The organism is Streptacidiphilus pinicola (assembly GCF_003258295.1).
Taxonomy (GTDB): Bacteria; Actinomycetota; Actinomycetes; order Streptomycetales; family Streptomycetaceae; genus Streptacidiphilus; species Streptacidiphilus pinicola.
This window is the reverse complement of record NZ_QKYN01000071.1, coordinates 15,972-37,931: the sequence shown is the minus strand read 5'-3', so window position 1 is coordinate 37,931 and position 21,960 is coordinate 15,972. Positions and strand designations below refer to the sequence as shown.

The following is a 21,960-nucleotide window of genomic DNA, read 5'->3' as shown; positions in this document are numbered from 1 at the left end:
GTTCCCGTCAGGAGGCCAGCAGGACTCGCTTCCGCAAGAGGCCTAAGCCGGCCCGGCCGTACATCTGGCGCTTGATCATTTTGATCCGGTTGACGTGGCCTTCGACGACTCCAGAACTCCACGGCAGTGTCAGGCCCGCGGTGACGGCGGCGAGATCGCGTTCGAGGCCGTTGACGAAGGTACGGAGGCTTGGCAGGTCATCGGCGCGGACTGCTTTGATCCATTGCGGGAGCTGGTCGCCCTGCAGTTGGGTGAGCATCTTCCCGAACGTGCTGACGTGCCCGGTGAGGGCCCGCAGTTCGGGGCAGCCGGCGAGGACGGCTTTGAGCTTCAACTGCTCGCCTTCCGGCAGGATGTCGGGGTGAGTCAGGATCCAGCCGGTGACCGTGCGCGGGGACGGCGGGCGGGCTGCAGGTGCGGTCGGGGATGTGCGGAACGGCCGGAGGTAGGCGCGGATCGCTCCGTATCCGCCGGTGTAGCCGTGCGTCTTGATCTCTTCCCAGAGGGTCCAGGCGTTCGTGCAGCCCTCGGCCCATCGCTCGTGCAGGTAGGGCCTGAAGTCGTCGAGCTTGGTCCTGCGGTTCTGCCACTGCCCCTGGAATAGCTCTTCCGGCGTCGCGGCGTCGGCCAGCCGTTGGACGGTGCGGTAGGTCATGCCGAGCTGTCGCTGGATGGAGCGCCGGCTGTGGCCGGCGGCCAGCAGCGCGTGGACGGTGGCGTGCTTGGTGCGGGTACGGTCGGCGAACCGGTGCCCGGTCGGCCACGGCGACCCGCATTCGGCTGATGCCGGAGTCGGAGCCTTCTCCGGCACTGAATCGGTGAAGATCACGCGGAGACACGGGCGGTGGCGGGAGACGCATCGCTCTGCTGCCTCGCCGAGGTTGTTGGGTCGGGCCGGGGCGCCCTGCCGGGATTGCTCCCGGTGGGTTTCCCCGACCCGCCCTCCGAACCCGGCGTGCGGCTCTCACCGCACCGGGCTCTCCACGAGATCATGCCGTTGGAAGCGGGCCTTCCAGGGCGTCCGGCCAAGGGCTCGGGATTCCGTCGCTGCCCCGGTAGCGATACCGAGTGATCGGCACTCTGCCAAGGTCGAACAGCTGGATCCCGTCCATCGAGATCGGCTTCCACTTCCCTTGCGGGCCGCGGAGCCATCGACGGATGGCCGTCCACGTCATGCGGTGCCGGTGCATGACCCAGCGGACGATGCGCCACCAGACGAAGGTGTGCAGGGTCTGCAGGGTGTGCTTGGCGACCGCGTGCTTGAAGTAGTTGGCCCAGCCGCGCAGGATCTGGTTGATCCGGATCAGCGCGATCTTGTAATCGAGATGCGACAACCTCTGGGTCAGCGACTTGATCTTCCGTTTCAGCGACGCGACCGGCTTGTCGGCGATGAACGTGTAGACGTGCCACTTGTCCGTTCCCCGTTTCCGCATCCAGACGATGCGGAAGCCGAGGAAGTCGAACCCGTCCGCGAGGTGGACGATCCGGGTCTTCGCCGGTGACTGGACCAGGCCCATCGGGGCCAGGACCTGACTCACCTGCTCACGAAGCTCCTCGACGTGCTCGCGGGAGCCGTGGACCATGACGACGAAGTCGTCCGCGTAGCGGACCAGTCGCCAGGTCGGCAGACCCCGCCGCCGTCGCCGCTCGCGATCCCGCCGACTTCCCATCGCATTGGTCCACTGCTCGGCGGCGAAGTCGTCGAGCACGGACAGCGCGATGTTGGCCAGCAGGGGCGAGAGGATCCCGCCCTGCGGTGTTCCGGAGGTGGTCTCGTTCCGCTCGCCGAGCTCGGTCATGATCCCGGCCTTGAGGAACGCCTTCACCAGTGTCAGCACGCGCTTGTCCTTCACCCGCATCCGGACGCGGCCCATCAGGGCCCCGTGGTCGATACGGTCGAAGCACGCCTCGATGTCCGCGTCCAACACCCAGCGGTATCCCTGGGAGCCGAACAGGTGGATCTCGGCAATCGCGTCGTGCGCACGCCGGTTGGGCCGGAACCCGTAAGAGTACGGACGGAAGTCCGCCTCGAAGATGGGCTCCAGGACCAGCTTCAGCGCCGCCTGCACCACCCGGTCCGTGACGGTCGGGATCCCGAGCCGGCGCAGTTTGCCGCCGGCCTTGGGAATCATCCGCTCGCGCACCGGCAGAGGCCGAAAGACCCCGGCCCGAAGCTCGGCGCGGACGTGGTTCAGGTGCGCTGTCACCCCGGAGGCGACGACGTCGGCGGCGCGAACGCCGTCCACGCCAGCCGTCCGGGCTCCGGTGTTGCCCGCGACCCGCACGAACGCCATCACCAAGATGGCCGGGTCGCAGACGAAGTTGAACACATCGTCGAACCGGAAGCCATAGTCGGCTTTCGCCCAACGGTGCAGCTTGGTCTGCATCTTCCGTACCCGTGCCTCAGCAACCAGCACCGAGGGCCACGCGACCAGGGCATCCACCCCGGTGTCTTCGGACATTGCAGTCCCTCCCTTGCGATCTCGCTGCCGCCCTTCCCCATGCACCGGGCTTTCCCCGGCTCGGAGTACTACGGCGGCTCCGCCCCTCCCCGGCCCGGTCGGCCGACGGTGGACCCAGCCCGCCGTCCGCGCTGGCCGCGCGGACACCGGGCGGGACCGGAGAGGTTCCCGTGTTCACTGATGATCGATCGTCGGAGTAGGCACCCAGCTATACCCCCGCGGCATCGCCACGGCTACGCCGCAGACATTCACCGTGGCCTTCCGGATCATCTGGCATGCACGACCCGGAAGTTGCCCGCCGCCTGCAAATTGGCGAGCACGCACCGCAACCAGCCCAGATCCGCCAGGTTCGAGCTGATGTCACCTTAGGAGGCTTCAAACACCGGTTCCTCTCGTATACCTCTCCGTCTCGCTCGCCGGACCCGCACCATCTGGCAGTGCTGACACGTCCCGGCTTTGTCGGGGCTGCTTGCCGCCCTCCCCGGCACCTCCCGGGTCAGGCTGCCCCCAGCTTCACCGCCCTGCTGCGACAGGACAGCGGCGAAGGTCTCCCACCTCCACTCGATCAATCAGCGCCTCACGGCGCACGCGCCAGAGGTGAAACCGGTCGGCGACCTGGACCGCGGTGGGCGCCCCGATGCTGGCGCCCTCGGCGAAGAAGGGGGCGCGATCGCGGCAGACGACCTCAATCCCCGGGTGCTCAGCCAGCCAAGCCGCGATGGTGCCTGCCTCGCGATCCGGCAGGAGGTCCACCGGCCTGCGCGTCTCGACGTCAACCAGCACGGTTCCGTAGACGCGGCCCTTGCGCATCGCGTACTCGTCGACGCCGACTACACGCGGGTCCTGTGGCTGGGGTTCCGGAAGGGCGTCCACCAGCCGCAGGACCGTGTTCCGACTGACCCTCGCCCCGATGACGTCGGAAAGCCGGGCACCGGCGCGACCGGCCAGAGCGAGGCCGACCTCGGCCAGCACCGACCGCATTCGTTCGGTCCGTTGGCTGTTTCGCCGGGTCAGGCCGGCGACCTGCTCGACGAATGTCCGCCGCCCGCAGGAGACGTCTTCGCAGGTGAAGCGTCGGACACGAAGTTGCAGCACCACCCGGCGTCCCGCCACGGGGAGGTCGGCGGGAAACCGCAGGTAGGAGCCATGCACGCGCCCGGACCAGCTTCCGCAGCTTGGGCACCGAGCGCCAGCTGTACTGCATCTGACACCGACTCGGATCAGCAGACCGTCGTCCTGCACAGACTCCACCCTGATTCCCGGATCCGACAGGAAGAGCAGCTCTTCCAGCCGGAGCAGTACCTCGCGCACAACCAGAACCATGACCCCGAACACGGTCAACACCGTCAGTTTTCGGACGATCTGGCGTGACCCAGGGCGAGGGCAACAGTCACAGAGAGTATGCACACCACACAACCTGGGCCAGAACCGCAACTCATGAACAAAGCCAGAGCGAGGATGGATATATCGGTCGTGTCGTCAGGCGTGGTGCACGGGCGGGTGGATGTCGCGCCGATTCAGGCGGTCCCCGGGCTTCGCGTTGGCGGGTGGGCTGGGGGTCGGCGCGGTCATCGGGCGCACTCGATGTTCGACCGGGGCAGGTCGCTGATCATGGCGGCCGGCCGGCGGTCGGCCGGGTAGCGCGAGGCGACGTCGCGCAGGTCGGCGACCAGGGAGGCCCGGTGTTCTTCCGGCAAGGGGTGCCGGACCCGGCCCGGGTCGTTGTGGAAGGTGAGCCAGACCAGGTTGGTCTCGGCGGCCGGCGCGGCGTCGCGTCTCGCCGTGCAGCGCCGCCCACAGGTTGTTGTGCTCCATCAGGGTCCAGGCCGCGTCGAAGACCGCCATCGGCACGCCGGCCTGGCGGGGCTGAGCAGCCGCTGCATGCAGAGCTGCAGGCACAGCAGCGCTGTGCGGTTGGCCGACAACTCGGCCAACCGCACGTCGCACGGGTCTGGTTCCGCCGCGGGGACGCGTCTACTCGGTCACCCGAGGTTCCACCGTTGGTTGCCGGCGCCGGTGCAGTTCCAAAGCTCGACCAGAGTGCCAGCGGTGGTGGCCCCTCCGGTCACGTCCAGGCAGAGCCCCGACTGCACCCCGGTGATCGAGCCGTTGGAGTTGAACTGCCACTGCTGGTTACTCGCGCCGTCGCAGGGCCAGATGATCACTTTGGTGCCGGGGCTGGTGCCCTGACCGCTGGCATCCAGACAGTCGGTCGTACCGTTGTTGGTGACGGTCGACTGGTTCGAGGACGTGTGGGTCCAGGTCTGGTTGGCCTGACCGTTGCAGCCCCAGATCTGCATCTGCGTGCCACCGGTGGTGCTGCCGTGCGGGTCGTCCAGGCACTGGCCCGCGCCGTCCGCGTGCAGCGCCCCGGTGCCGGTGCCGCCACCGCCGGGTCCGTATCCGGCGGCGTTGATGTTGGTCTGCACCGTGTTCTCGGTGGCGTCGGAGGGGTAGCCCGCCGTCATCGCGCCCTCGTAGAAGGTGCCGGCGCCGCCGTCGCTGTTGTCGCCGCCGATGCCCAGGAGGATCGCGCCTTCCTTGTGCATCGGGTTGTAGCCCGCCGGGCGCGGTCCGCTGTAGAAGGTGGACAGGCCTCCCGACTGGGCGTCGCCGCCGCGGATGGCCCACTGGTTCGACTCGCCCTTGACCATGGCGGTGGTGAACCGGTAGTCGACCGTCGGGTCGCCGGGATTCTGGCTGTTGATGTTGGAGCCGGAGAACAGGCCGTTCTCCAGGTCGGCCATGATCCAGGGGCCGTTGCCGGCGCCGGTGTCCCAGTACTTGGCGTTGCCGAAGTAGATCGCCTCCATGGTGCCGTTGCCGTCGTTGTGGTTGGTGGTCTCGGCGTTGCCGTAGTCGAAGCAGCACCCGTTGTCGTAGTGCGTGCCGTCCACGATGTCGTACTCACCCTCGGGGCTGTCGTCGGTGGCGACGCCGTTGGTGCTGTCGTCGCGGTACCCGATACCGGTCGAGGTGTAGACGCCGTAGGCCTTCCGTCCGCCGATGGTGATCGGCGCCGCGGTCGCGTCGGCGGGGCTGTCGGGGGTGGTCACATACCCGCCGGCGGGCGCCGGAGTCAGGTTGTTGCCTCGCCCGGACTGGTCGTAGATGACCGTGATCACACAGCTCGTGCCGGCGCAGAACGAGTCCTGCGCGGCGGCGTCGGCGACCCCTCCCGCGGAGAGCAGACCGATGTTCGTGGTCGCGCCGTCGGAGGAACGCCGGACCTGGTACAGCGGACCGTCGTACGACGCGTACAGCGCACGCGTCGTCGAGTGCGCCGCCACGCACGGCGTGCCGCCGGCAGCGTAAATGTCACACGGACCCTGCGATGCGGCGTGCGCCGCACCGGTCGAGGTGGCGGTGCCGGCCAACGCGCCGAGGATGATCACCATCCCGGCGCCGAGACTGCCGAATTTGCGTCGGCCGCCGAGTGCGCCTGCCTTCATGCCGTCTCCCTGCTCTGCGTAGGGCACGTTCTCTGTTAGCGCTAACATCCCGGTGCGCACCACTCCACGAACGGCGGGGAGGGGGAGGGGTGTCGGGCTCTCGTTGGGAGACGGTGCCCGACCCTTTGTGCACCTGTCAAGGGATCTGACGGCCCGTAGGCGCCCGAAGACATTCTATGTCTCGCCATGGATGTACTGCCTGAATAGCGCATATACCGGTCAAATAGCCCCGGCTGGAAGTGCTTTTCATCCCTTCACGCCTGTTGACGCGAGGAAGTCATGTGCCCGAGATTCGTGCGTAACGTTCGATACGGCGACACCAGGAATGGCCCCTGCCGCATCGGCGGACGCGTGCACCCCACCCCGTGCTCGCAATGTTCCGAGCCTCGCCGTCGCCAGGCCGTCCAGCCGCCTGGCGAGCCGAACGCCAGTCAGGCAGCTGATGGAGGTTCTCTATGTTGGACAGACGGCAGTTCCTGCTGAGTGCCACAGGTGTCGTCGTGGCCGCGGTCGCGAGCAGCACGCTCAGTGCCGGGGATGCCCAAGCCGCACCATCCTCGTACACGCCGTCCTGGACCTCGGTGGACCAGCACCCGGCGGCCCCGGAGTGGTTCCAGGACGCCAAGTTCGGCATTTACCACCACTGGGGTGTCTTCAGCGTCCCGGCCTACGACAGCGAGTGGTACCCGCGCAACATGTACATCAGCGGGAGCAACGCCAACCAGCACCACATCGCCACGTACGGCAACCCGTCGGTGTGGCCGTACCAGAACTTCATCAACGGTGCGAACGATCTGAGCGGCAACTTCACGAAGTTCGCGCCGAAGCTCAAGTCGGCCGGAGGGAACTTCGACCCCGATGAGTGGGCGCAGCTCTTCGTCGACGCCGGAGCCCGGTTCGCCGGCCCGGTCAGCGAGCACCACGACGGCTTCTCCATGTGGAACAGCACGGTCAACGAGTGGAACTCGGCCGCCAAGGGCCCCCAGCTCAACCTGCTTCAGCTGTTCAGGGACGCCATCCGGGCCAAGGGACTGAAGCTGCTGGTGGCCATGCACCACGCCTACAACTTCAACGGCTACTACGACCACGTGCCACCGCAGTCGGACCCGAGCCTGCAGAAGCTCTACGGTCAGCTGGGCAGCACAGCGGAGAACCAGCTGTGGTACGACAAGCTGAAGGAGGTCGTCGACCTCGCCCAGCCCGACATCCTGTGGGAGGACTTCGACCTGAGCAAAGTCGACGAGACGCAGCGGCTGAACTTCCTGTCCTACTACTACAACCAGGCCGACTCCTGGGGCCGCGAGGTCGTGGCGACCTACAAGGACGGCTTCGACAGCCACGGCGAGGTCTTCGACTTCGAACGGGGCGGGCCGGCCGACATCACCGCGCCCTACTGGCTCACCGACGACAGCATCTCCAGCTCCAGCTGGTGCTACACCACCGGCATCGGGTACTACACCACGCAGCAGATGCTGCACTCGCTCATCGACCGGGTCAGCAAGAACGGCAACATGCTGCTCAACATCGCCCCGATGGCCGACGGCACCATCCCCCAGGCCCAGAAGGACATCCTGCTCGGGATCGGCGACTACCTGGGCCGCTTCGGGGAGTCCGTCTACGCGACACGAGCCTGGACCGCCTACGGGGAAGGCCCGACGAAGATGGGCGGCGGTGCGTTCACCGGCCCGCAGGCCGGCACCGCCCAGGACATCCGCTTCACCCGGAGCAAGGACAACACCGTCCTGTACGCGACCGTCCTGGGCTGGCCGGGCAGCTCGTTGACAGTGTCGACGCTCAGCTCCTCCCGGATCAACCTCGGCTCACTCACCTCCGTGCAACTGCTCAACTCCACCGCCGGCACCTACATCGGTCTGCCGACACCGACGCAGGACTCCGCCGGGCTGCACGTGACCCTGCCGACCGTCTCCGCGCCGTTCTCCGCCCTGGCGTACGTGCTGAAGCTGACCTTCTCCGGACAGATCCCCTCCCTGCAGCCCCTCGCCGGCGCCGTGCTCTACCAGGACGTCGACTACTCGGGATCCAGCGCCGTGCTCGCCCTCGGCGACTACACCGCCGACCAGCTGGGACTCGCCGGCCTGCCCAGCCTGAGCCTGTCCTCGCTGCGGCTGGCTCCCGGCCACCAGATCATCGGCTACTCCGGGGACAACTTCACCGGCACCGTCTGGACCTTCACCGGGGACAACGCCGACCTGCGGACGACCGGCAACAATGACGCGGTCGCCTCGCTGAAAGTGCAGTTCAACCCGGCCACCTGGTTCCGGATCGCCAACGTCACCGACGGGTTGGTACTGGACAGCGGCGGGAACGTCGCCTCCGGGTCCAACCTCAAGCAATGGACCTGGAACGGCAGCACCAACCTGCAATGGCAGGCTGTCGAACTCGGCAACGGCTACTACAAGCTGGTGAACCGCACCAACGGCATGGTCGTCGACGGGTGGGGCGCCACGAGCAACGGTGCCGCGGCCATGGAGGCGCCTTGGAACGGCGGCAACAACCAGCAGTGGCGGATCACCCACCAAGGTGACGGCAGGTACAGCATCGCCAACCGCACCACCGGACTCGTCCTGGACGGCGGCGGCAACGTCTCCTCCGGCTCTCCGACGAAGCAGTGGTCCGGGAACGGCAGCACCAACCTGCGGTGGACCTTCACCGTGGTGTGACGCTGCACTGCGGGCGGCAACGGTCCGGTAGGACGTCGCGCCCGGCCCCTAACGGCGACGGGGGCGGCGGCAGAGCGGTCACGTCGGGCGCCGGCTCGGGCCGGACGAGCAGGATCGGGCAGGGAGAGTGGTCGACGACGAAGCGGGTGGCGTGGCTGAGGCTGAGGGGGCACAAGTGGGTCGGGTCTCCTGCGCGGGCGAGGACCAGCGGGTCCGCGCCTTCGGCCGCGCCCACGACCTCGCGCTCCTCCCTGCGCTCCGGGTCTGCTGGGCGCAGGGCCGGCCGAGACGGCCGTGGCCGTCTCCTCCCCGGATCCCTGCCCCGGCCCTCGGCGGCCCTGTTCCCGGCCGGTCGGCGCCCGGTAGGACGACCACGGCCCAGCAGTCCGGCGAACGCGCCGTACGCCACGGCCGGGAGCTCGGTGTCCAGGACATCGAGCAGGACGATCTCAGCATCGGTGTAAGCGTGCTGTCCAAGCAGACGTGGGCCTCCGCCCGCTCGTGGCAGACCACGACCGGGGGCTTCCACGCCACGGCGGCAGGCGCACCGGATCCTCGGGTTGCGGGAGGTACTACCCCGCCGGGGCGAAGCCTCCCCACACCGACACTGGAGAACCGGCCTGGGTCCGCGCGTCGACGCGGTAGCTGTCGCCGGCTGCGTCGCGGGTCCCGGTGGTGTGGTTGAACTGCGCGGCGAACAGGAACTGTCCGACCGGCACGGTCAGGCCGGGCTTGAGTACCCAGCGGTAGACCAGCGCGTTGCCGACCTCCCGCACGGCGACGGTGAAGTCGCTGCTCGGCAGGGTGCTCCAACTGCCTGTGGTCTTTACGTCGCCGGTCTGCGCGACGCGCAGCTCCACGACGAGCGAGGTGAGCGGCTGAGCGGTCTTCAGCTGGAGGTCGCCCTGCGCCCAGTAGACGCTGCTGTGCGCGTCCACGGAACCTGCCGACCACAAGGGCCCGGCCTGGGGCCGTGCGCCGGTCGGCTGGGTCGGGTGCGATCCGGCCGCCGTGGGGGTCGGCGAGGGGCCGGTGGAGGTGACGGTGACCGACGGTGTCGGACGTGGAGCGGCCGACGGCGTTCCGCCCGGTGTCGTGACGGTGGTCGTGGGAGCCGGTCCGCGGACGATGTCGGCGACGGCGAAGCCGCCGGTCGCCAGCAGACCTGCCGTGGCCACCGCGGCGAGGACGGTCCGTCGGCCCGACCTGGTGAACGTGCGGGTCCGATGACGGACTGCTGGGCCCGCGAGAGCGCGCTCCGCGCGGGCCAGCATCCTGGCGCGGTCAGGCTGGTAGCCCTGGGCGGATTCGCGCAGCTGCCGCTTGATCTCCTCGCTCACGGATTCCTCCTCCCTGCCACCAGTGCCTCGGCGGATCGTACGCCGAGTATGCGTTCCAGCTCGGCCAGCCCCTTCGAGGTCTGGCTCTTGACTGTACCGACCGATATGCCCAGGGCCATCGCGGTGTCCTTCTCCGACAGGTCGAAGGCATGGCGCAGCACCACGCACGCCCGCCTGCGGAACGGCAGCCTGGTCAGCGCCGTGCGCACGTCGAGCACGGCGGCCACATCGGGGCCGTCCGTCCGCTCCGGGACGCGGGACCAGAACAGGGTGATCCGGCGGCGCTCCCGGACCGTGCTCCGGAGCCGTTCACGGGCCATGTTGGCCAGCACGCCGCGCGCGTAGGCCCGCGGGTGGTCGGCCCTGCGGAACCGGTCCCAGCGCTGCCAGATCGTGACCAGGGCGTCGGCGGCCAGGTCGTCGGCCGCGTCCGCCTCCCCGATCAGGAGGTGGGCGAAGCGCGCCAGTTCGGCGTAGTGGCGTTCGAAGAAGTCGTGGAACTCTTCGGACGCGTCATCGGGGAGCATCTCCCTCGGTCGCCCTTTCTTGCATGAGCGCGTTAACAACGACCCATGAGGGTAGCAGCGGTCGTCAACGGGTCCGGGCGGCTGGCTGGCTGCCCGGTCAATGCCGGGCGGACCGGACACTGGTCACCTGGGCGACGTTCGACCGTAGCGCGATCCCGTTGACGGTCAGCTGCTGACCGTAGATGTCGGTGATCCTGATCGGCCCGCCGCACCCGCCGCCGTGCGGGGAGAGGAAGTAGTCGTAGTCGGTGCGCGCAAGCCGGAGCCAGCCGCCCGCGGCGCGGACTTCCAGCAGCGCGACGGGATTGCGGTGGCCGATCACCTGGATGCCGCACCACCAGCGGCTGGAGCCGGTCTGGTAGCGCAGCGAGAGAGGGAGCCGATCGAGGCGGGGCTGAGCAGCGTCCAGGTGATGGTCAGACGGCCGACCCTGAGGTCGGCGAGCCGCGCGAACGCCTGCTGACTCAGGTCGAGGTGGCCCGGCGCGCACGGCAGGGGGCACTCGTTGACGATCCGCACCGTCAGGGACGCGCCGTTGGCGGCGTGCACGAGCACGTAGGCCCCGCACGCCTTGGACGACTCGTAGTCCGTGTAGTTCATCGCCGCGACCGTCAGGTCGCTGGTCGGCCCGAACAGGCACGCCCCGTTGCCGTCCGCCGCGGCGTAGGCGGTCGCGACGCCGTGGTAGGTGACGTGGGGGTTGATCCGCCCGGCCAACGGCGACACGGCGGATCCCGTGGGAGCGGCGCCGCTGGACGCCGACGCGGTGCCGGCGTGGGACGGCCGCGCCGACGCAGTCACGGCCCGCGCAGAACCGGACGAGGCCGCCGCTGCTCCGGCGCCGGGCGCGGCGCCCGCCTGGGCCGCCGCAACGGCACGCCCCGCATCGGCCGGACCCCCGCCGGGCAGGAAGGCCAGGATCAGGCACGTCAGGACCCCGATGCCCAGGAGCGCCGCTGGAATGCTCTGGTCAGATCGTGTCGACGCCTGCGCCGCGACTGCGAGGCGCGCTTCGTTCCCCTCATGCCCATCCGTTCGGTCGGTCCGGTCGAGTCGTTGTTCCACCTCCCCGTTGCCGCCGGGGCCGAAAAGGTTGCCGCGTTTGCTGTAGAGGGCCCGGGCCGACGCACGGCCGTAGGTTCTCGGGGGCGGTGACGGTTGGCAGGTGCCCGAACCGGTCAGCGCTGCGGGTTCAGGATCGCGGGCTGCCACGGCAGTTGGTCGAACTCGGCGCTCATGTCGAAGCCCCAGTTGGCCACCACGCGGATCGTGCCCTGCTCGTCCCGGACGGGCCACATGTTGGTGGCCCGGGCGTTGGCGTAGTTGCTGCCGAGCGGGCGGAAGAAACCGTGATCAGACGTGCGGGCTCACCCGTCCGGGCGACCTTGGAGAGCTGGTTGGTGTACGCGGCGTCGTCGAGCTCGGGAGACGCTTCGCGGTACTTCTCGCCAAGCAGCTGCTGCTCGGAGTGCGCCATCACGCGGCAGGCGGACTCGTTCACCCAGAGAAAGCGCAGGTCGGGGTCGTAGACGCCGAGGGCGAAGCGGCGCTGCTCGAAGACCCGGTCGGCGATCACAGGGCGGCGGTCCCAGCGCTGCACGGCCATGACCCGGCCCTGGAAACGGCCGTCGCCGCCCTGCAGCGGGTGGGCCGACACCACTGCGTCCACGGTCGAGCCGTCCCGGTGGCGCAGGCCGATGCGCCCCTCGCAGCCTCGCGAGAACCCGGGACGGGGTTCGCCAGCAGGTCGGTGCACGGCGTCCGACGGTCTCCTGCGCCGTCCAGCCCAGCCGCCGCCCACCCCTGCCCCAGCTGGTCACCACGCCGTCCGGGTCCACCTGGACCACGGCCGTGGGTGCGTCCTGTTTGCTGTCGGTCACCACGCGCCACGCCTCCGTCCGGGCAGCCGCGCATGCCAGATCTGGATTCCAGCGTCAGCTTCCAGGCTGGATCCGAGCTTCGTGCCGCGCTCGGCGCGGCTGTCGGACACGTGTACGTGGCCGACGGCGGGTGCCGTCGGCCACGATGCAAGCGTCCCTCCAGCAGGTTCCACGGCTCGGCCGAGGTTTCACCGCTGGCTGATATGGCGGGTCGGTCGCCCGCGACCACGCTGCGTCGGGCCGTGACCCGTTTGGCTACGGGACGGTCGCGTAGTCGAGCGCGACGATGTCATTGGCGCTCGCTGGGTTCTTCGTTCCGGTCACGCCGATCGTGATCGTGTGCGTGCCTTGCGGGAGGCCGGAGACGGTGAACAGTGGGATGCCGGGCAGGCGCGCGCTGCTGTAGGCGTCCACGGACTGAGCAGGACCGCCGTCCACCGAGTACGTCGAGATGCCCTGGTCCACGTCTTTGACGCCGTGGATCGTAGCGCCGGTGCCGGCGAACGTGAAGGTTGCGGTGGAGCCGGCCGTGAGGTTGTAGTGCGCGGTACCGCCGTAGAGGTCGGACACCCCGGTGGCCAGGCCCCAGTTCGAGCCGTACGCGAAAGAGTCCGTGCCGCTGGTGGTCGCATCATCGATGATCGTGCTCGCCACGGCATCGTCCAGGGCGACGATGTCGTTCGAGCTGGCCGAGTTCTTCGTACCGGTGACGGTGGCCGTGACGGTGTGCGTTCCGAGAGCAAGCCCGGTAGTGCTCCACAGCGTGGTCTGCGGCAGGCGCGTGGGGCTGTAGTCGTCGACGGACGTCACCGGTCCGCCGTCGATGGAGAACCCGACGATACCCTGATCGACATCCTTCACGCCCTGGATGGCGATCTGCGTACCGGTGAAGGTGAACGTCGCGGTGGAATTGGCCGTGAGGCTGTAGTGCGCAGTCCCGCCGTAGAGGTCGGACACGCCGGTCGCCAAGCCCCACGAGCCGGAGTAGGCGAAGTGGTTGGTTCCCGCCGTCGTGTTGTCGTCTGTTGTCGTGCCGTAGTTCACGCCGGCTTGCGAAATCACCTGCTGAGCGCCTGCGGGCCAATTCGTACCACTGACCTGGACGTTTCCGCTGAGCACGTTGTTGTGCGGAGAACCGGTCGCGACGCTGGCGCCGCCGCTGTTGTACCAGTTGCCGACGAACGAGTTGTTGTCCGTGTTGTTACTGGCGCTGGCGTTGGTGAAGGCCCACGTTCCGTTGTCCTGAAGGACGTTGTTCTGCAACGTGACGTAGCGGGACCCCTCGTCCATGTAGAGGCCGATGGTGTGGTTGTTGTCGTAGACGTAGTTGTAGTCGATCACGGCGCCGGGGTCGGCGGACAGGTTGTAGATGCTGCCGCCGTCGTGGAAGACCTTCTTGGTGCCGTGGACCTTGTTGTAGGTCACGACGGTGTTCTTCAGGGTGGTCGGGGTGGTGTAGATCTGCTGGTAGTTGTACGTGCCGCGGTTGACGTAGTCCTGGCTGCCGCCCGGGTCGTTGATGCCCCAGCCCCAGCCGATGTCGATGCCGTCGTAGGCGAGGTTCGAGACCTCGTTGTGCGTGATGATGGCGTGCGTCACGTACGTGGACAGGATGCCGGGCATGTCCTTGTAGTCCTGCGCCACGCCGCTCACGGTGTTGTTGCTGATCGTGATGTTCTGGTCGGTCATCGCGGAGTTGGACGGGTGGTGCGCGTTCGGCTGGACCCCGCCGACTACCACGCCGCTTCCGGAGTCGTTGGTGAACGTGTTGCCGTTGGCGGTGATGTTCGAGGCGCCGAGGCCGGTGCCGGAGGCGACGGCGTCGCTGTCCTGGCCGATGCCCAGGCCGACCTGGCCGAGGTCGCTGAAGGTGTCGCCGCTGAAGCTGATCCCGCTTGCGGCGGAGACCTGGACCGCGGCGGGCGCCTCACCCCAGCTGTTGCGCGTGGACTCGAAGGCCTGGCAGCCGGTGTTGCAGGCCGACAGGAAGTTCGAGGGCTCGTTGGAGTAGGTCTGGTTGAGGAACGTACCGGTCTGCTGGTCGGCGTAGCCGATGTCGCTGCTGGGGGCCAGCCAGGTGGTGTCCTCGAAGCTGATGCCCTGGAAGGCGAGGTTCTGGACGGGGTTGCTGTAGCTGCCGCTGATGTCCACGAGCGAGGTCAGCTTGGGCAGTTCCACGTCGTGCGCGGAGGGGTTCCAGCCGGACGGCGCCTTGTAGTACAGCTCGCCGGCGGTCGGGTCGAGGAACCACTGCCCGGCCGTGTTCAGGAACGAGTATGAGTTCTCCAACTGCAGGCCACCCCCGGCGAAGGGGTGCTCCAGAGTGTCGTAGCCCCAGGCGTTGTTCTGCCAGGCCGGTTCCTGCATGGTGACGTTCGAGCCGCTGATGCTCTGAACGGGGGCGAAGCGGTCGGTGAAGGAGTTCTGGGCCTCCAGCTCGATCCGGTTCTGCTCCGGCAGGTTGGCGATCCAGTTCAGGTTCGCGTTCTGGATCGTCATGCCGGTGCTGGTGAAGGCGACGTCGCTGCGGGCGATGGTGAGCGCGGCGCGCGGTGCGAGCGAGCCGTCGACGTACAACTGCCGTGAGTCGACCCCGGTGGGGACCGACGCGGCGTAGATGTTGTTGGTCGAGTCGTGCAGGGTCCAGCCGGTGACCTGCCGGCCGCCGGAGATCACCGGCGTCTGGCCCGGGGCGGCCTGCCAGTACACGGTGTGGCCGTTGGTGCCGGAATCGGCGCTGCCGAGGCTGAGCGGCGCGGTCAGACGGTAGGTGCCGCCGGCGAGTTGGACGACGATGTCGCCGCTCATGTTTCCGTTGACGGCCTCGACGGAGGTCTTCGCCTGGGTCAGCGAGCAGGGCGCGGTCGCGCTGCACGCCGTGCCGGAGCCGGTGGGGGAGACGTAGATCGTGGTGGAGACGGCGGCGTGGGCCGCTGTCGGCACGGCGAGTGCGGCGGCGAGCGCGATCGTGGCCGTCGCCGTGATGCGGGCGGGTCGGCGCTGGCTTCCCCGTCCTGGGAGCTGCGATGTCACTGTCTGGTGCCCTTTCGCTCGAGGATGGTCCTCTGGTGGCGGTGCGTGGGCCGTACAGGGTGGTGTGGTGGGGCACCGTCGGCGGCTGGCGCGGTCGACGGGGTTTCGTGGGGCCCTGCCGGGTGACTCAGGACCGCGGCGGCTCGCCGAGGTGCCAGATCTCCGGCAGGTCCGTCCAGCGGCTGCCGGGCGGGGCGTCCGGCCACGGCTCCTGGCAGGGGTCGGTGAAGGTCCACCACCGCTGCGTCTCCGGGTCGGCCTTGATCGTGGCGAGGTCCGCGTCCCAGTCCTCGCCGTGGTACTCGTAGTAGGCGAACAGGGTGTCGCCGTGCAGGAAGATGCTGTAGTTGCGGATCTGCGCGACGTGCAGGGCGGCCTCGACGGCCGGCCAGACGGCGCTGTGCAGGGCGAGGTACTCCTCGCGGCGCTCCGGGACCAGCCGGGTGGTCTGGGCGATGCGCTTCATCGGGCGCCCTTTCGGGAGGGGGCCAGTCGGTGGACGCGCTCCGCGTTGCCGCGCAGCACCGCGTCAGCGGCGGTGGGCGAGTGGTCGGCGAGCGCTGCCTGGACCAGGTCGAGCCAGGCCTGGTAGTCGGTGGCGAGCTGCAGCAGCGGCCAGTCGCTGCCGAAGAGGCAGCGGTCGGGGCCGAACACCTCCAGCGCCTCGCGCAGCAGCGCAAGGGCGAGCCCGGGCGGTGCGTCGGGAGCCAGTTCGGTGGCCAGGCCGGAGAGCTTGCAGACGGTGTTCGGCTGCTCCGCCACCCCGCGCAGCGCCTGCGACCAGGTGGTGACGGCTTCCTCCTTCGGCTTGCCCAGGTGGTCGAGGACGAAGGTGGTCTGCGGGCAGGCGGCGGCCAGCCGTGCCAGCTCGGGCAGTTGGTGGTGGCGGACACAGGCGTCGAAGGGGAGCCCCGCCTCGCCGAGCAGCCGCAGGCTCGCGCGCAGCGCCGCGTCCTCGGTGAAGCCGGGCGCCTCGTCCTGCACGTTGCGGCGCACCCCGACCACGAAGGGGTCGGCCGCGTAGCGCCGGATCGCGTCGAGTGCCTCGGCGGGGCGTTCGAGCGGGATGTGGGCGACGGCGCCGCGGATCCACGGGTGGCGTTCGGCCTGCTCGCGCACCCACGTGATCTCGTCCGCGGCGTGGCGCTCCTCCCGGCCTGCCTCCATGAAGAGGACGTCGACGTTAGCCGGGCGGAGCTCCGCGAACTCGTCGGCGGTGAACGGGCGGTTGAGCTCGGGTACCCCCGCCAGCCAGGGGTAGGCAAGGCGGAGCGGGTCCCAGAGATGGACGTGGCAGTCGAGGACCGCCGGCGCGGCGGCGGCGTTCACTGGACACCGCCGTCATGCGCCTGGTCCGACGGCTCGTCGAAGGGGGTCCGGTAGGACGCGGGCCGGGTGCGCAGTTCGAGTTCGAGGGTGAGCCGGATCCGGGTCGAGTGCGGCAGGTGTACCCGCAGCCAGGGCCCGTCCACGGCGTGGGCCGCGGAGGTCTCCTCGACCGGCTCCGTGTGTCCGTAGTCGTAGAGGTCGCCGACCCAGGCGTCGTCGCGGTTGTGGGTGTGGCGGACGCTGCGGATGGTGTGCTCCGCGAAGGCGCCGGCCTGGACGATCAGTGTGCGGTCCTCGGTGGGGTGGAGGTTCACCAGGTCCACCACCGTCGCCTGCGGGTCGATGCTGGAGACCAGGGCGGCGACGGACGGCGGCAGGCCGGGGCGGCGGGCGTCGGCGTCGTAGTAGCGCACCCGCGCCTGCTGCAGGCCGCCGTTGTAGAGCACCTGCGGACCGCCCCAGGTCAGCTGCACCAGCGCCTCGGTGACCACCGGGTTGGACAGCTGCCACAGGTGGATGTCGGCCTCGTCGACCTCCAGACCGCGGTAGCGCTCCATCCGCTGCAACCGGTGCCGCACCTGCGCCTGGGCGGTCGCGAGGATGCGCTCGGGGTAGTCCGGGTCGTCGCCGGAGAGGAAGGCGAACCAGGCCTCCTCGTGGTGCGCCTCCTCCTTGCTGCGGAAGGGCCGCAGCGTGCGCCAGTCGATGCCGCTGGCCTCCCGCAGCCGCTCGATCCGCTCGCGGTCGGCGTCCCCGGCGCTGTGGTGCCACAGGGCGACGGGCACCGGCAGGGTCATCGGGTTGTAGTCGAACCAGCCCTCGTCGCCTCGGCGGAACGGGACGTGGAAGGTGGGCGTGTTCACGTCCTCGCGCAGCTGCGCGATCCACTTGGAGCGCAGACTGGAGTCGGCCTCGGTGAACGGCATCGTCTTGCCGTGGGCGAACATCTCGTCCATCGTGGGCCGGACGAGGTCCAGGTAGGAGTCGTCACCGGTCGCCTCGGCGGCGGCCAGGGCCGCGACCGTGGCCGCGTGGCCGACGCTGTGCCAGCCGTGCGGCCATGACCAGCCGTAGTGGCCGCCGTAGGGTCGGCCCTCGTGCAGCCCGCCGACCGTGCCGTCCGGGGCGACATTGTCCGGCAGCACCCCGCCGGCCGCCTCCGCGCGCTCGCGCCAAGCGCCGACATACTCGGCGATCCAGTCCCGGTAGCGGGCGTCGCCCGAGAGGATCAGCGCGTTGAGCACGAGACCGCTGGCGGCGAGGTTCACTGCCGTGTCGCCCTGCCCCATCCGGCGGCGCATCTCCTCGCCGAGCCGCGGATCGCTCTCCAGCGGCGGCGTCTCTCCGTCGGCCAGGATCCAGTTCAGAGGGAACCCGTACATCGCCGCTTCCTGCGGCAGCCAGGGGTAGTACTCGCCGTCGGACAGGCCGGTGCGCTCCGGGTCGCTGCCGTTGTGCGCGCGGGTGATGATGCGGTGCTCGGGGTCGTAGTTGCCCTTGGCCGGGTCGACGTAGAGCTCGGCGAACCGCAGCGCCCGCTCGGTCCAGCGCTCCGGGGCGGCCATGCACAGGAAGTAGAACAGCAGCAGGCTCTCGCTCTGGTGGAACCAGTCGTAGCCGCGCTCGTACTCGTCCTTGAGCATGCCCAGCTCGGTGAGCTGCCGGGTTGTCCCCTCCCAGTGCCGCTCCGACTCGGCCAGCAGGTCGTCGGCGCCGCCGAGGAGGTAGAGCTGCGGCCAGTTGAAGAAGGTCTCGTAGAAGTCGTCCACGCCGTCACGCGTGGTCAGCCGGCCCTCGTACTTCAGTCGTCCGTCCGGCCCGGTGAAGTCGCGGGCGAAGCACCGCCAGACCTGGTCGAGCAGGTCGAACAGCTGTCGCTGTGCCGTCGCCCAGCCGGGCGGTTCGAGCAGCGGCATCGAGGCCGTGATGTCGGGGTCCATGGGACGGTTCTCCGTTTCGGGCAGTACGGCGCCCGCGCCCGGCGGAGGCGCGGGCGGGCGTGGTGGCGCGGTGGCAGGTGTCGTGGGGGACGCAGGCTCTTAGTCCTTGGTCGCGCCGGCGAGCATGCCCGCGACCAGGAAGCGCTGCGAGAAGAGGAACACCACGAGCACGGGCGTGATGGCCAGCAGAGTGGCGAGGGCCAGCTCAGGCCGCTCGACGGAGAGCGTGCCCACCGTGGGGTTGAACTGCGGCACGGCGTCCAGCAGGGTGCCGAGCCCCACCTGGACGGGGAACTGGTCGTCCTGCGGCAGTAGCACGTATGGCAGGAAGTAGTTGGTCCAGTTGGCGACGAGGCTGAAGAAGCCGACGAGCGCCACCACGGGGGTGGCCAGGGGCAGCGCGACGCGGCGGAATGCGCCGAACTCTGAGCAGCCGTCGAGCCGCGCGGCTTCCAGCAGGCACCGGGGGATGGCCGTACTGAAGTAGATGTAGGCCAGGTAGACCCCGAAGGGGTAGAACGAGTAGGGCAAGATGACCGACCACATCGAGCCGATCAGGTGCACCGCGTTCATCTCCAGGAACAGCGGCACCACCAGCGTCGCGCTGGGCATCAGCATGACCACCAGCGTCGCCACCAGCAGCGTGTGCCGACCCCGGAACTCGGTCAGGGCCAGCGCGTAGCCGGCGGGGATGACCACGACGAGGGTCATCACCAGTGCCAGGAAGGTGTAGAGGGCCGAGTTGCGCAGCCACAGCATGACGGTGTCGCCCTGGTAGCCCGTCAGCGCGTCCCAGTTGGCGCGCAGGGCGTGCCAGGAGCCGAAGGAGAGCGGGTTGGCGTGCACCAGCTGGTCGTCGGTCTTGGTGGCGGCCAGCAGCAGCCAGACGACCGGCAGGACGAAGAAGACCGCGAAGAGCAGCAGCACGAAGGCGGGCAGCGGGTTCTTCAGGCCGGGCCGCGCCCGGCGGGATCGCGCGAGGCGGGTCACGACCGGTGCCGTGGCGGGGGCGGAGGCGGACGGTTCGGGGCTGCGGAAGTCAGTCGGCATCGAAGAACCCCGATCGGGCGACGAACACCGCGGCGGCGACCAGTCCGAGCAGGAGCAGTTCGACCGAGACGGCTGCGGCGGTGTTGACGTTGTTGTTCTGGAAGGCGAAGTCGTAGGAGAGCTGGTTGAGCGAGTAGTCCCGCCCGGCCACTCCGTTGCTCGCCTGCGAGAGCAGCTCCGGTTCGACGAACAGCTGCGTGCCGCCGGCGAAGGCGAGGATACACATGTAGACGATCCACTTGCGCAGCATGGGGATCTGGATCCGCCGGGCGATCTGCCAGGGGCCGGCGCCGTCGATCCGCGCGGCCTCCAGGATGTCCGGCGAGATGTTGTTGAGCGCCCCGTACATCACCAGGATCCAGCCGCCTGCGCCGGTCCAGAACGCGATGAGGGTGAACAGGATCGGCAGCCCTCCGGGGGCGACCACCTGGTCGAAGGTGGTGAAGCCCAGTGCCTTGAGCAGGAAGGCCACCGGACTGACCGTCGGGTCCAGGACGAACAGCCACACCATGACGCTCGCCGCCCCGGCCAGTGCCCCGGGGATGTAGAACAGGAACCGCAGGGTCTTGCTGACGCCCCGGGACGCGAGCCGGTGCAGCAGCAGTGCCAGGCCGACGACGAAGACAACCAGGGAGACCAGCCAGCAGACCAGGTAGAGCGCCACGTGCCCGACGGCCGGCAGGAAGCGGAAGTCGCCGCCCGCGTCGGTGAAGTTCGAGAACCCGGCGAAGGTGTCGCCGGCGGTGGTGAAGGCGAAGTAGATCGCGTAGATGGTCGGCACGACCCCGAAGGCGATCAGCAGCACCACGTACAGGGCGACGAAGCCGTGCCCGGCCCGGCCGGGCCAGAGGGCGCGCCGCGTGGTGCGCTCCGACCCGGCCCGGTTGCGCGCGGAGATGCTCACTGGCTGACCTTGTATCCGTCGGACTGCGCGTAGTTCGCGATCTGGGTCTGCCAGGCCGGGAGCAGCGAGGTGATGCTCTTGCCCGCCGTCATACCGGGGGTGACCGTCTGGGCCCAGATCGCCTCCTGGCTGAACTGGCCGTAGCCCCAGCCCGGCCAGACCTGGTTCGCGGCGGCCTGCAGGGTCGGCGAGACGTCGCTCGCGTAGTACCCGGAACTGCTCTGAGCCGCCAGCCAGGTCTTGGCCGCGGCGGCGTAGGCCGGGTAGCCGGGGGCCAGCTTGCCCTGGTAGTCGTCGGAGGTCGTCGCCCAGGTCAGGAAGGCGGTGGCGGCCTTCAGGTTCTTGCTGTGCGCGGAGAGTAGCCAGGTCCCGCCGCCGACGTTGCCGACCGAGGGGGTGTTGTCACCGGTCCACTGCGGCATCGGCGCGGCCGCGATCTGGCCCTTGGGGGTCTTGAAGCCGCCCTGGAACAGCGCGCCGCCGAACCAGGACGGGCCGGGCAGCATCAGGACCTTGCGGGCGTCGTTCTTGTTGAAGTCCGTGCTGAACACGCTGCTGGTGGCCATGGTTTTGGCCTTGACCAGGCTGTCCAGCAGCGTCGCCATCTTGGTGCAGCCGGGTCCGGAGGTGTTCACCGTGACCGCCTTGGGCCCGGTCACCTGGTTGGCGCCGCACTTGCTCGCCCACAGGTAGATCTCCGGCGTGAAGGTGTCGCCGGCGGAGCCGACCAGGTAGCCGGGGTGCTCGGTGGCGACCTTCAGGCCGAGCGCCTGGTACTGCTCCCAGGTTGTCGGGACCTGGTAGCCCCACTGCTTCATCAGCGTCGCGTTGTACCAGAGCACCGTCTGCGAGAGGTCGTTGCGCAGACAGTAGAGCGTCCCGTCGACGGTGCACGGCGCGTTGGCGCCGGTCGCCCAGCCGTCCAGGGTGGACTGCGGAATCAGGCCCTTGTTGAGCGGGGCGGTGAAGCCGGACTGGACCGCCCAGGTGGTCTCGTTGTTCTGCGAGCTGAAGACCACGTCCGGCCAGCCGTTGCCGGTGCGGTTGAACAGGCTGACCTTGGTCTGCAGGTAGTTGGAGCCGTTGGCGTCCCCGTCGTAGGTGACGATCTTCATCTTCACCTGGGGGTTCTGCTGCTGGTACAGCTTTGCCGCGGCGAGCCGGGTCGCGTCGACCCACACGGTGATCGGGCCGTCACCCTGTGCCGCGGGGGAGAAGCTGGCCGAGCCGCCCGCCGTCGTCGCGGTGCCCCCGCCGCAGGCGGTGAGGGCGCCGAGCGTAAGAGCGGTGACCGCGGCGGCAAGGGCTATGCGTCTCATAGGGGACTCCACTGCGTCATAGCTGCGCACGTCTCCGACCGGG

General features: G+C 69.2%; 16 protein-coding genes and 2 pseudogenes. 1 reads left to right on the top strand and 17 read right to left on the bottom strand.

What is annotated here, in order from left to right:
* Window positions 1–7: 7 nt before the first annotated feature.
* From DN069_RS18540 to DN069_RS18520, 5 genes and pseudogenes are all read right to left on the bottom strand, one after another.
* Window positions 8–829, bottom strand: coding sequence for a transposase (locus DN069_RS18540; protein WP_111502159.1), 822 nt, complete (start codon window positions 827–829; stop codon window positions 8–10).
* A 160-nt stretch (window positions 830–989) separates the two neighbouring features.
* Window positions 990–2,507 (bottom strand): group II intron reverse transcriptase/maturase, encoded by a 1,518-nt coding sequence (ltrA, locus tag DN069_RS18535; RefSeq protein ID WP_341538488.1) that lies wholly within the window; start codon window positions 2,505–2,507, stop codon window positions 990–992.
* A gap of 528 nt (window positions 2,508–3,035) precedes the next feature.
* Window positions 3,036–3,773: pseudogene (locus DN069_RS18530) on the bottom strand (ISL3 family transposase); the annotation flags it as partial.
* Between the two features lie 257 nt (window positions 3,774–4,030).
* A pseudogene (locus DN069_RS18525) lies at window positions 4,031–4,246 on the bottom strand (MmyB family transcriptional regulator); the annotation flags it as partial.
* Between the two features lie 198 nt (window positions 4,247–4,444).
* Window positions 4,445–5,914: an arabinofuranosidase catalytic domain-containing protein gene (locus tag DN069_RS18520; RefSeq protein WP_111502155.1), complete on the bottom strand. Its 1,470-nt coding sequence runs from the start codon at window positions 5,912–5,914 to the stop codon at window positions 4,445–4,447.
* A gap of 455 nt (window positions 5,915–6,369) precedes the next feature.
* Between DN069_RS18520 and DN069_RS18515 the strand changes: the two genes are divergently transcribed.
* Window positions 6,370–8,595, top strand: coding sequence for an alpha-L-fucosidase (locus tag DN069_RS18515; protein ID WP_111502153.1), 2,226 nt, complete (start codon window positions 6,370–6,372; stop codon window positions 8,593–8,595).
* Between the two features lie 572 nt (window positions 8,596–9,167).
* Here the strand turns inward: DN069_RS18515 and DN069_RS18510 are convergent.
* The 12 genes from DN069_RS18510 to DN069_RS18460 all read right to left on the bottom strand — a co-directional run bounded on the left by DN069_RS18510 (window position 9,168) and on the right by DN069_RS18460 (window position 21,917).
* On the bottom strand, window positions 9,168–9,935 hold the full coding sequence (locus tag DN069_RS18510) for a hypothetical protein (protein WP_111502151.1): 768 nt from the start codon (window positions 9,933–9,935) through the stop codon (window positions 9,168–9,170).
* Window positions 9,932–10,462, bottom strand: a complete 531-nt coding sequence (locus DN069_RS18505) for a SigE family RNA polymerase sigma factor (RefSeq protein ID WP_111502149.1) — start codon at window positions 10,460–10,462, stop codon at window positions 9,932–9,934. The genes DN069_RS18510 and DN069_RS18505 overlap by 4 nt, the downstream gene beginning before the upstream one ends.
* Window positions 10,463–10,559: 97 nt before the next feature.
* Window positions 10,560–10,784, bottom strand: a complete 225-nt coding sequence (locus DN069_RS42415; protein ID WP_279387911.1) for a hypothetical protein — start codon at window positions 10,782–10,784, stop codon at window positions 10,560–10,562.
* Complete coding sequence (locus tag DN069_RS42410) at window positions 10,781–11,188, bottom strand: expansin EXLX1 family cellulose-binding protein (RefSeq protein ID WP_279387910.1); 408 nt, start codon at window positions 11,186–11,188, stop codon at window positions 10,781–10,783. Before DN069_RS42410 ends, DN069_RS42415 begins: the two co-directional genes overlap by 4 nt.
* 508 nt (window positions 11,189–11,696) lie before the next feature.
* Window positions 11,697–12,131: a PAS domain-containing protein gene (locus DN069_RS41655; protein ID WP_243639403.1), complete on the bottom strand. Its 435-nt coding sequence runs from the start codon at window positions 12,129–12,131 to the stop codon at window positions 11,697–11,699.
* Window positions 12,132–12,597: 466 nt separating this feature from the next.
* Complete coding sequence (locus DN069_RS18490; protein WP_207892191.1) at window positions 12,598–15,375, bottom strand: right-handed parallel beta-helix repeat-containing protein; 2,778 nt, start codon at window positions 15,373–15,375, stop codon at window positions 12,598–12,600.
* Window positions 15,376–15,502: 127 nt separating this feature from the next.
* The gene (locus DN069_RS18485) at window positions 15,503–15,841 is read right to left on the bottom strand and encodes an L-rhamnose mutarotase (protein WP_111502147.1); all 339 of its coding nucleotides are present in this window, start codon (window positions 15,839–15,841) and stop codon (window positions 15,503–15,505) included.
* Window positions 15,838–16,704: an amidohydrolase family protein gene (locus DN069_RS18480; RefSeq protein WP_111502145.1), complete on the bottom strand. Its 867-nt coding sequence runs from the start codon at window positions 16,702–16,704 to the stop codon at window positions 15,838–15,840. Before DN069_RS18480 ends, DN069_RS18485 begins: the two co-directional genes overlap by 4 nt.
* Entirely contained in the window at window positions 16,701–18,644 is a 1,944-nt protein-coding gene (locus tag DN069_RS18475; protein ID WP_111502143.1) for a DUF8034 domain-containing protein, read from the bottom strand. Before DN069_RS18475 ends, DN069_RS18480 begins: the two co-directional genes overlap by 4 nt.
* Before the next feature lie 99 nt (window positions 18,645–18,743).
* Entirely contained in the window at window positions 18,744–19,694 is a 951-nt protein-coding gene (locus DN069_RS18470) for a carbohydrate ABC transporter permease (protein WP_111502141.1), read from the bottom strand.
* Entirely contained in the window at window positions 19,684–20,598 is a 915-nt protein-coding gene (locus DN069_RS18465; RefSeq protein ID WP_111502139.1) for a carbohydrate ABC transporter permease, read from the bottom strand. Before DN069_RS18465 ends, DN069_RS18470 begins: the two co-directional genes overlap by 11 nt.
* The gene (locus tag DN069_RS18460) at window positions 20,595–21,917 is read right to left on the bottom strand and encodes an ABC transporter substrate-binding protein (RefSeq protein ID WP_111502137.1); all 1,323 of its coding nucleotides are present in this window, start codon (window positions 21,915–21,917) and stop codon (window positions 20,595–20,597) included. Before DN069_RS18460 ends, DN069_RS18465 begins: the two co-directional genes overlap by 4 nt.
* Window positions 21,918–21,960 lie beyond the last annotated feature (43 nt).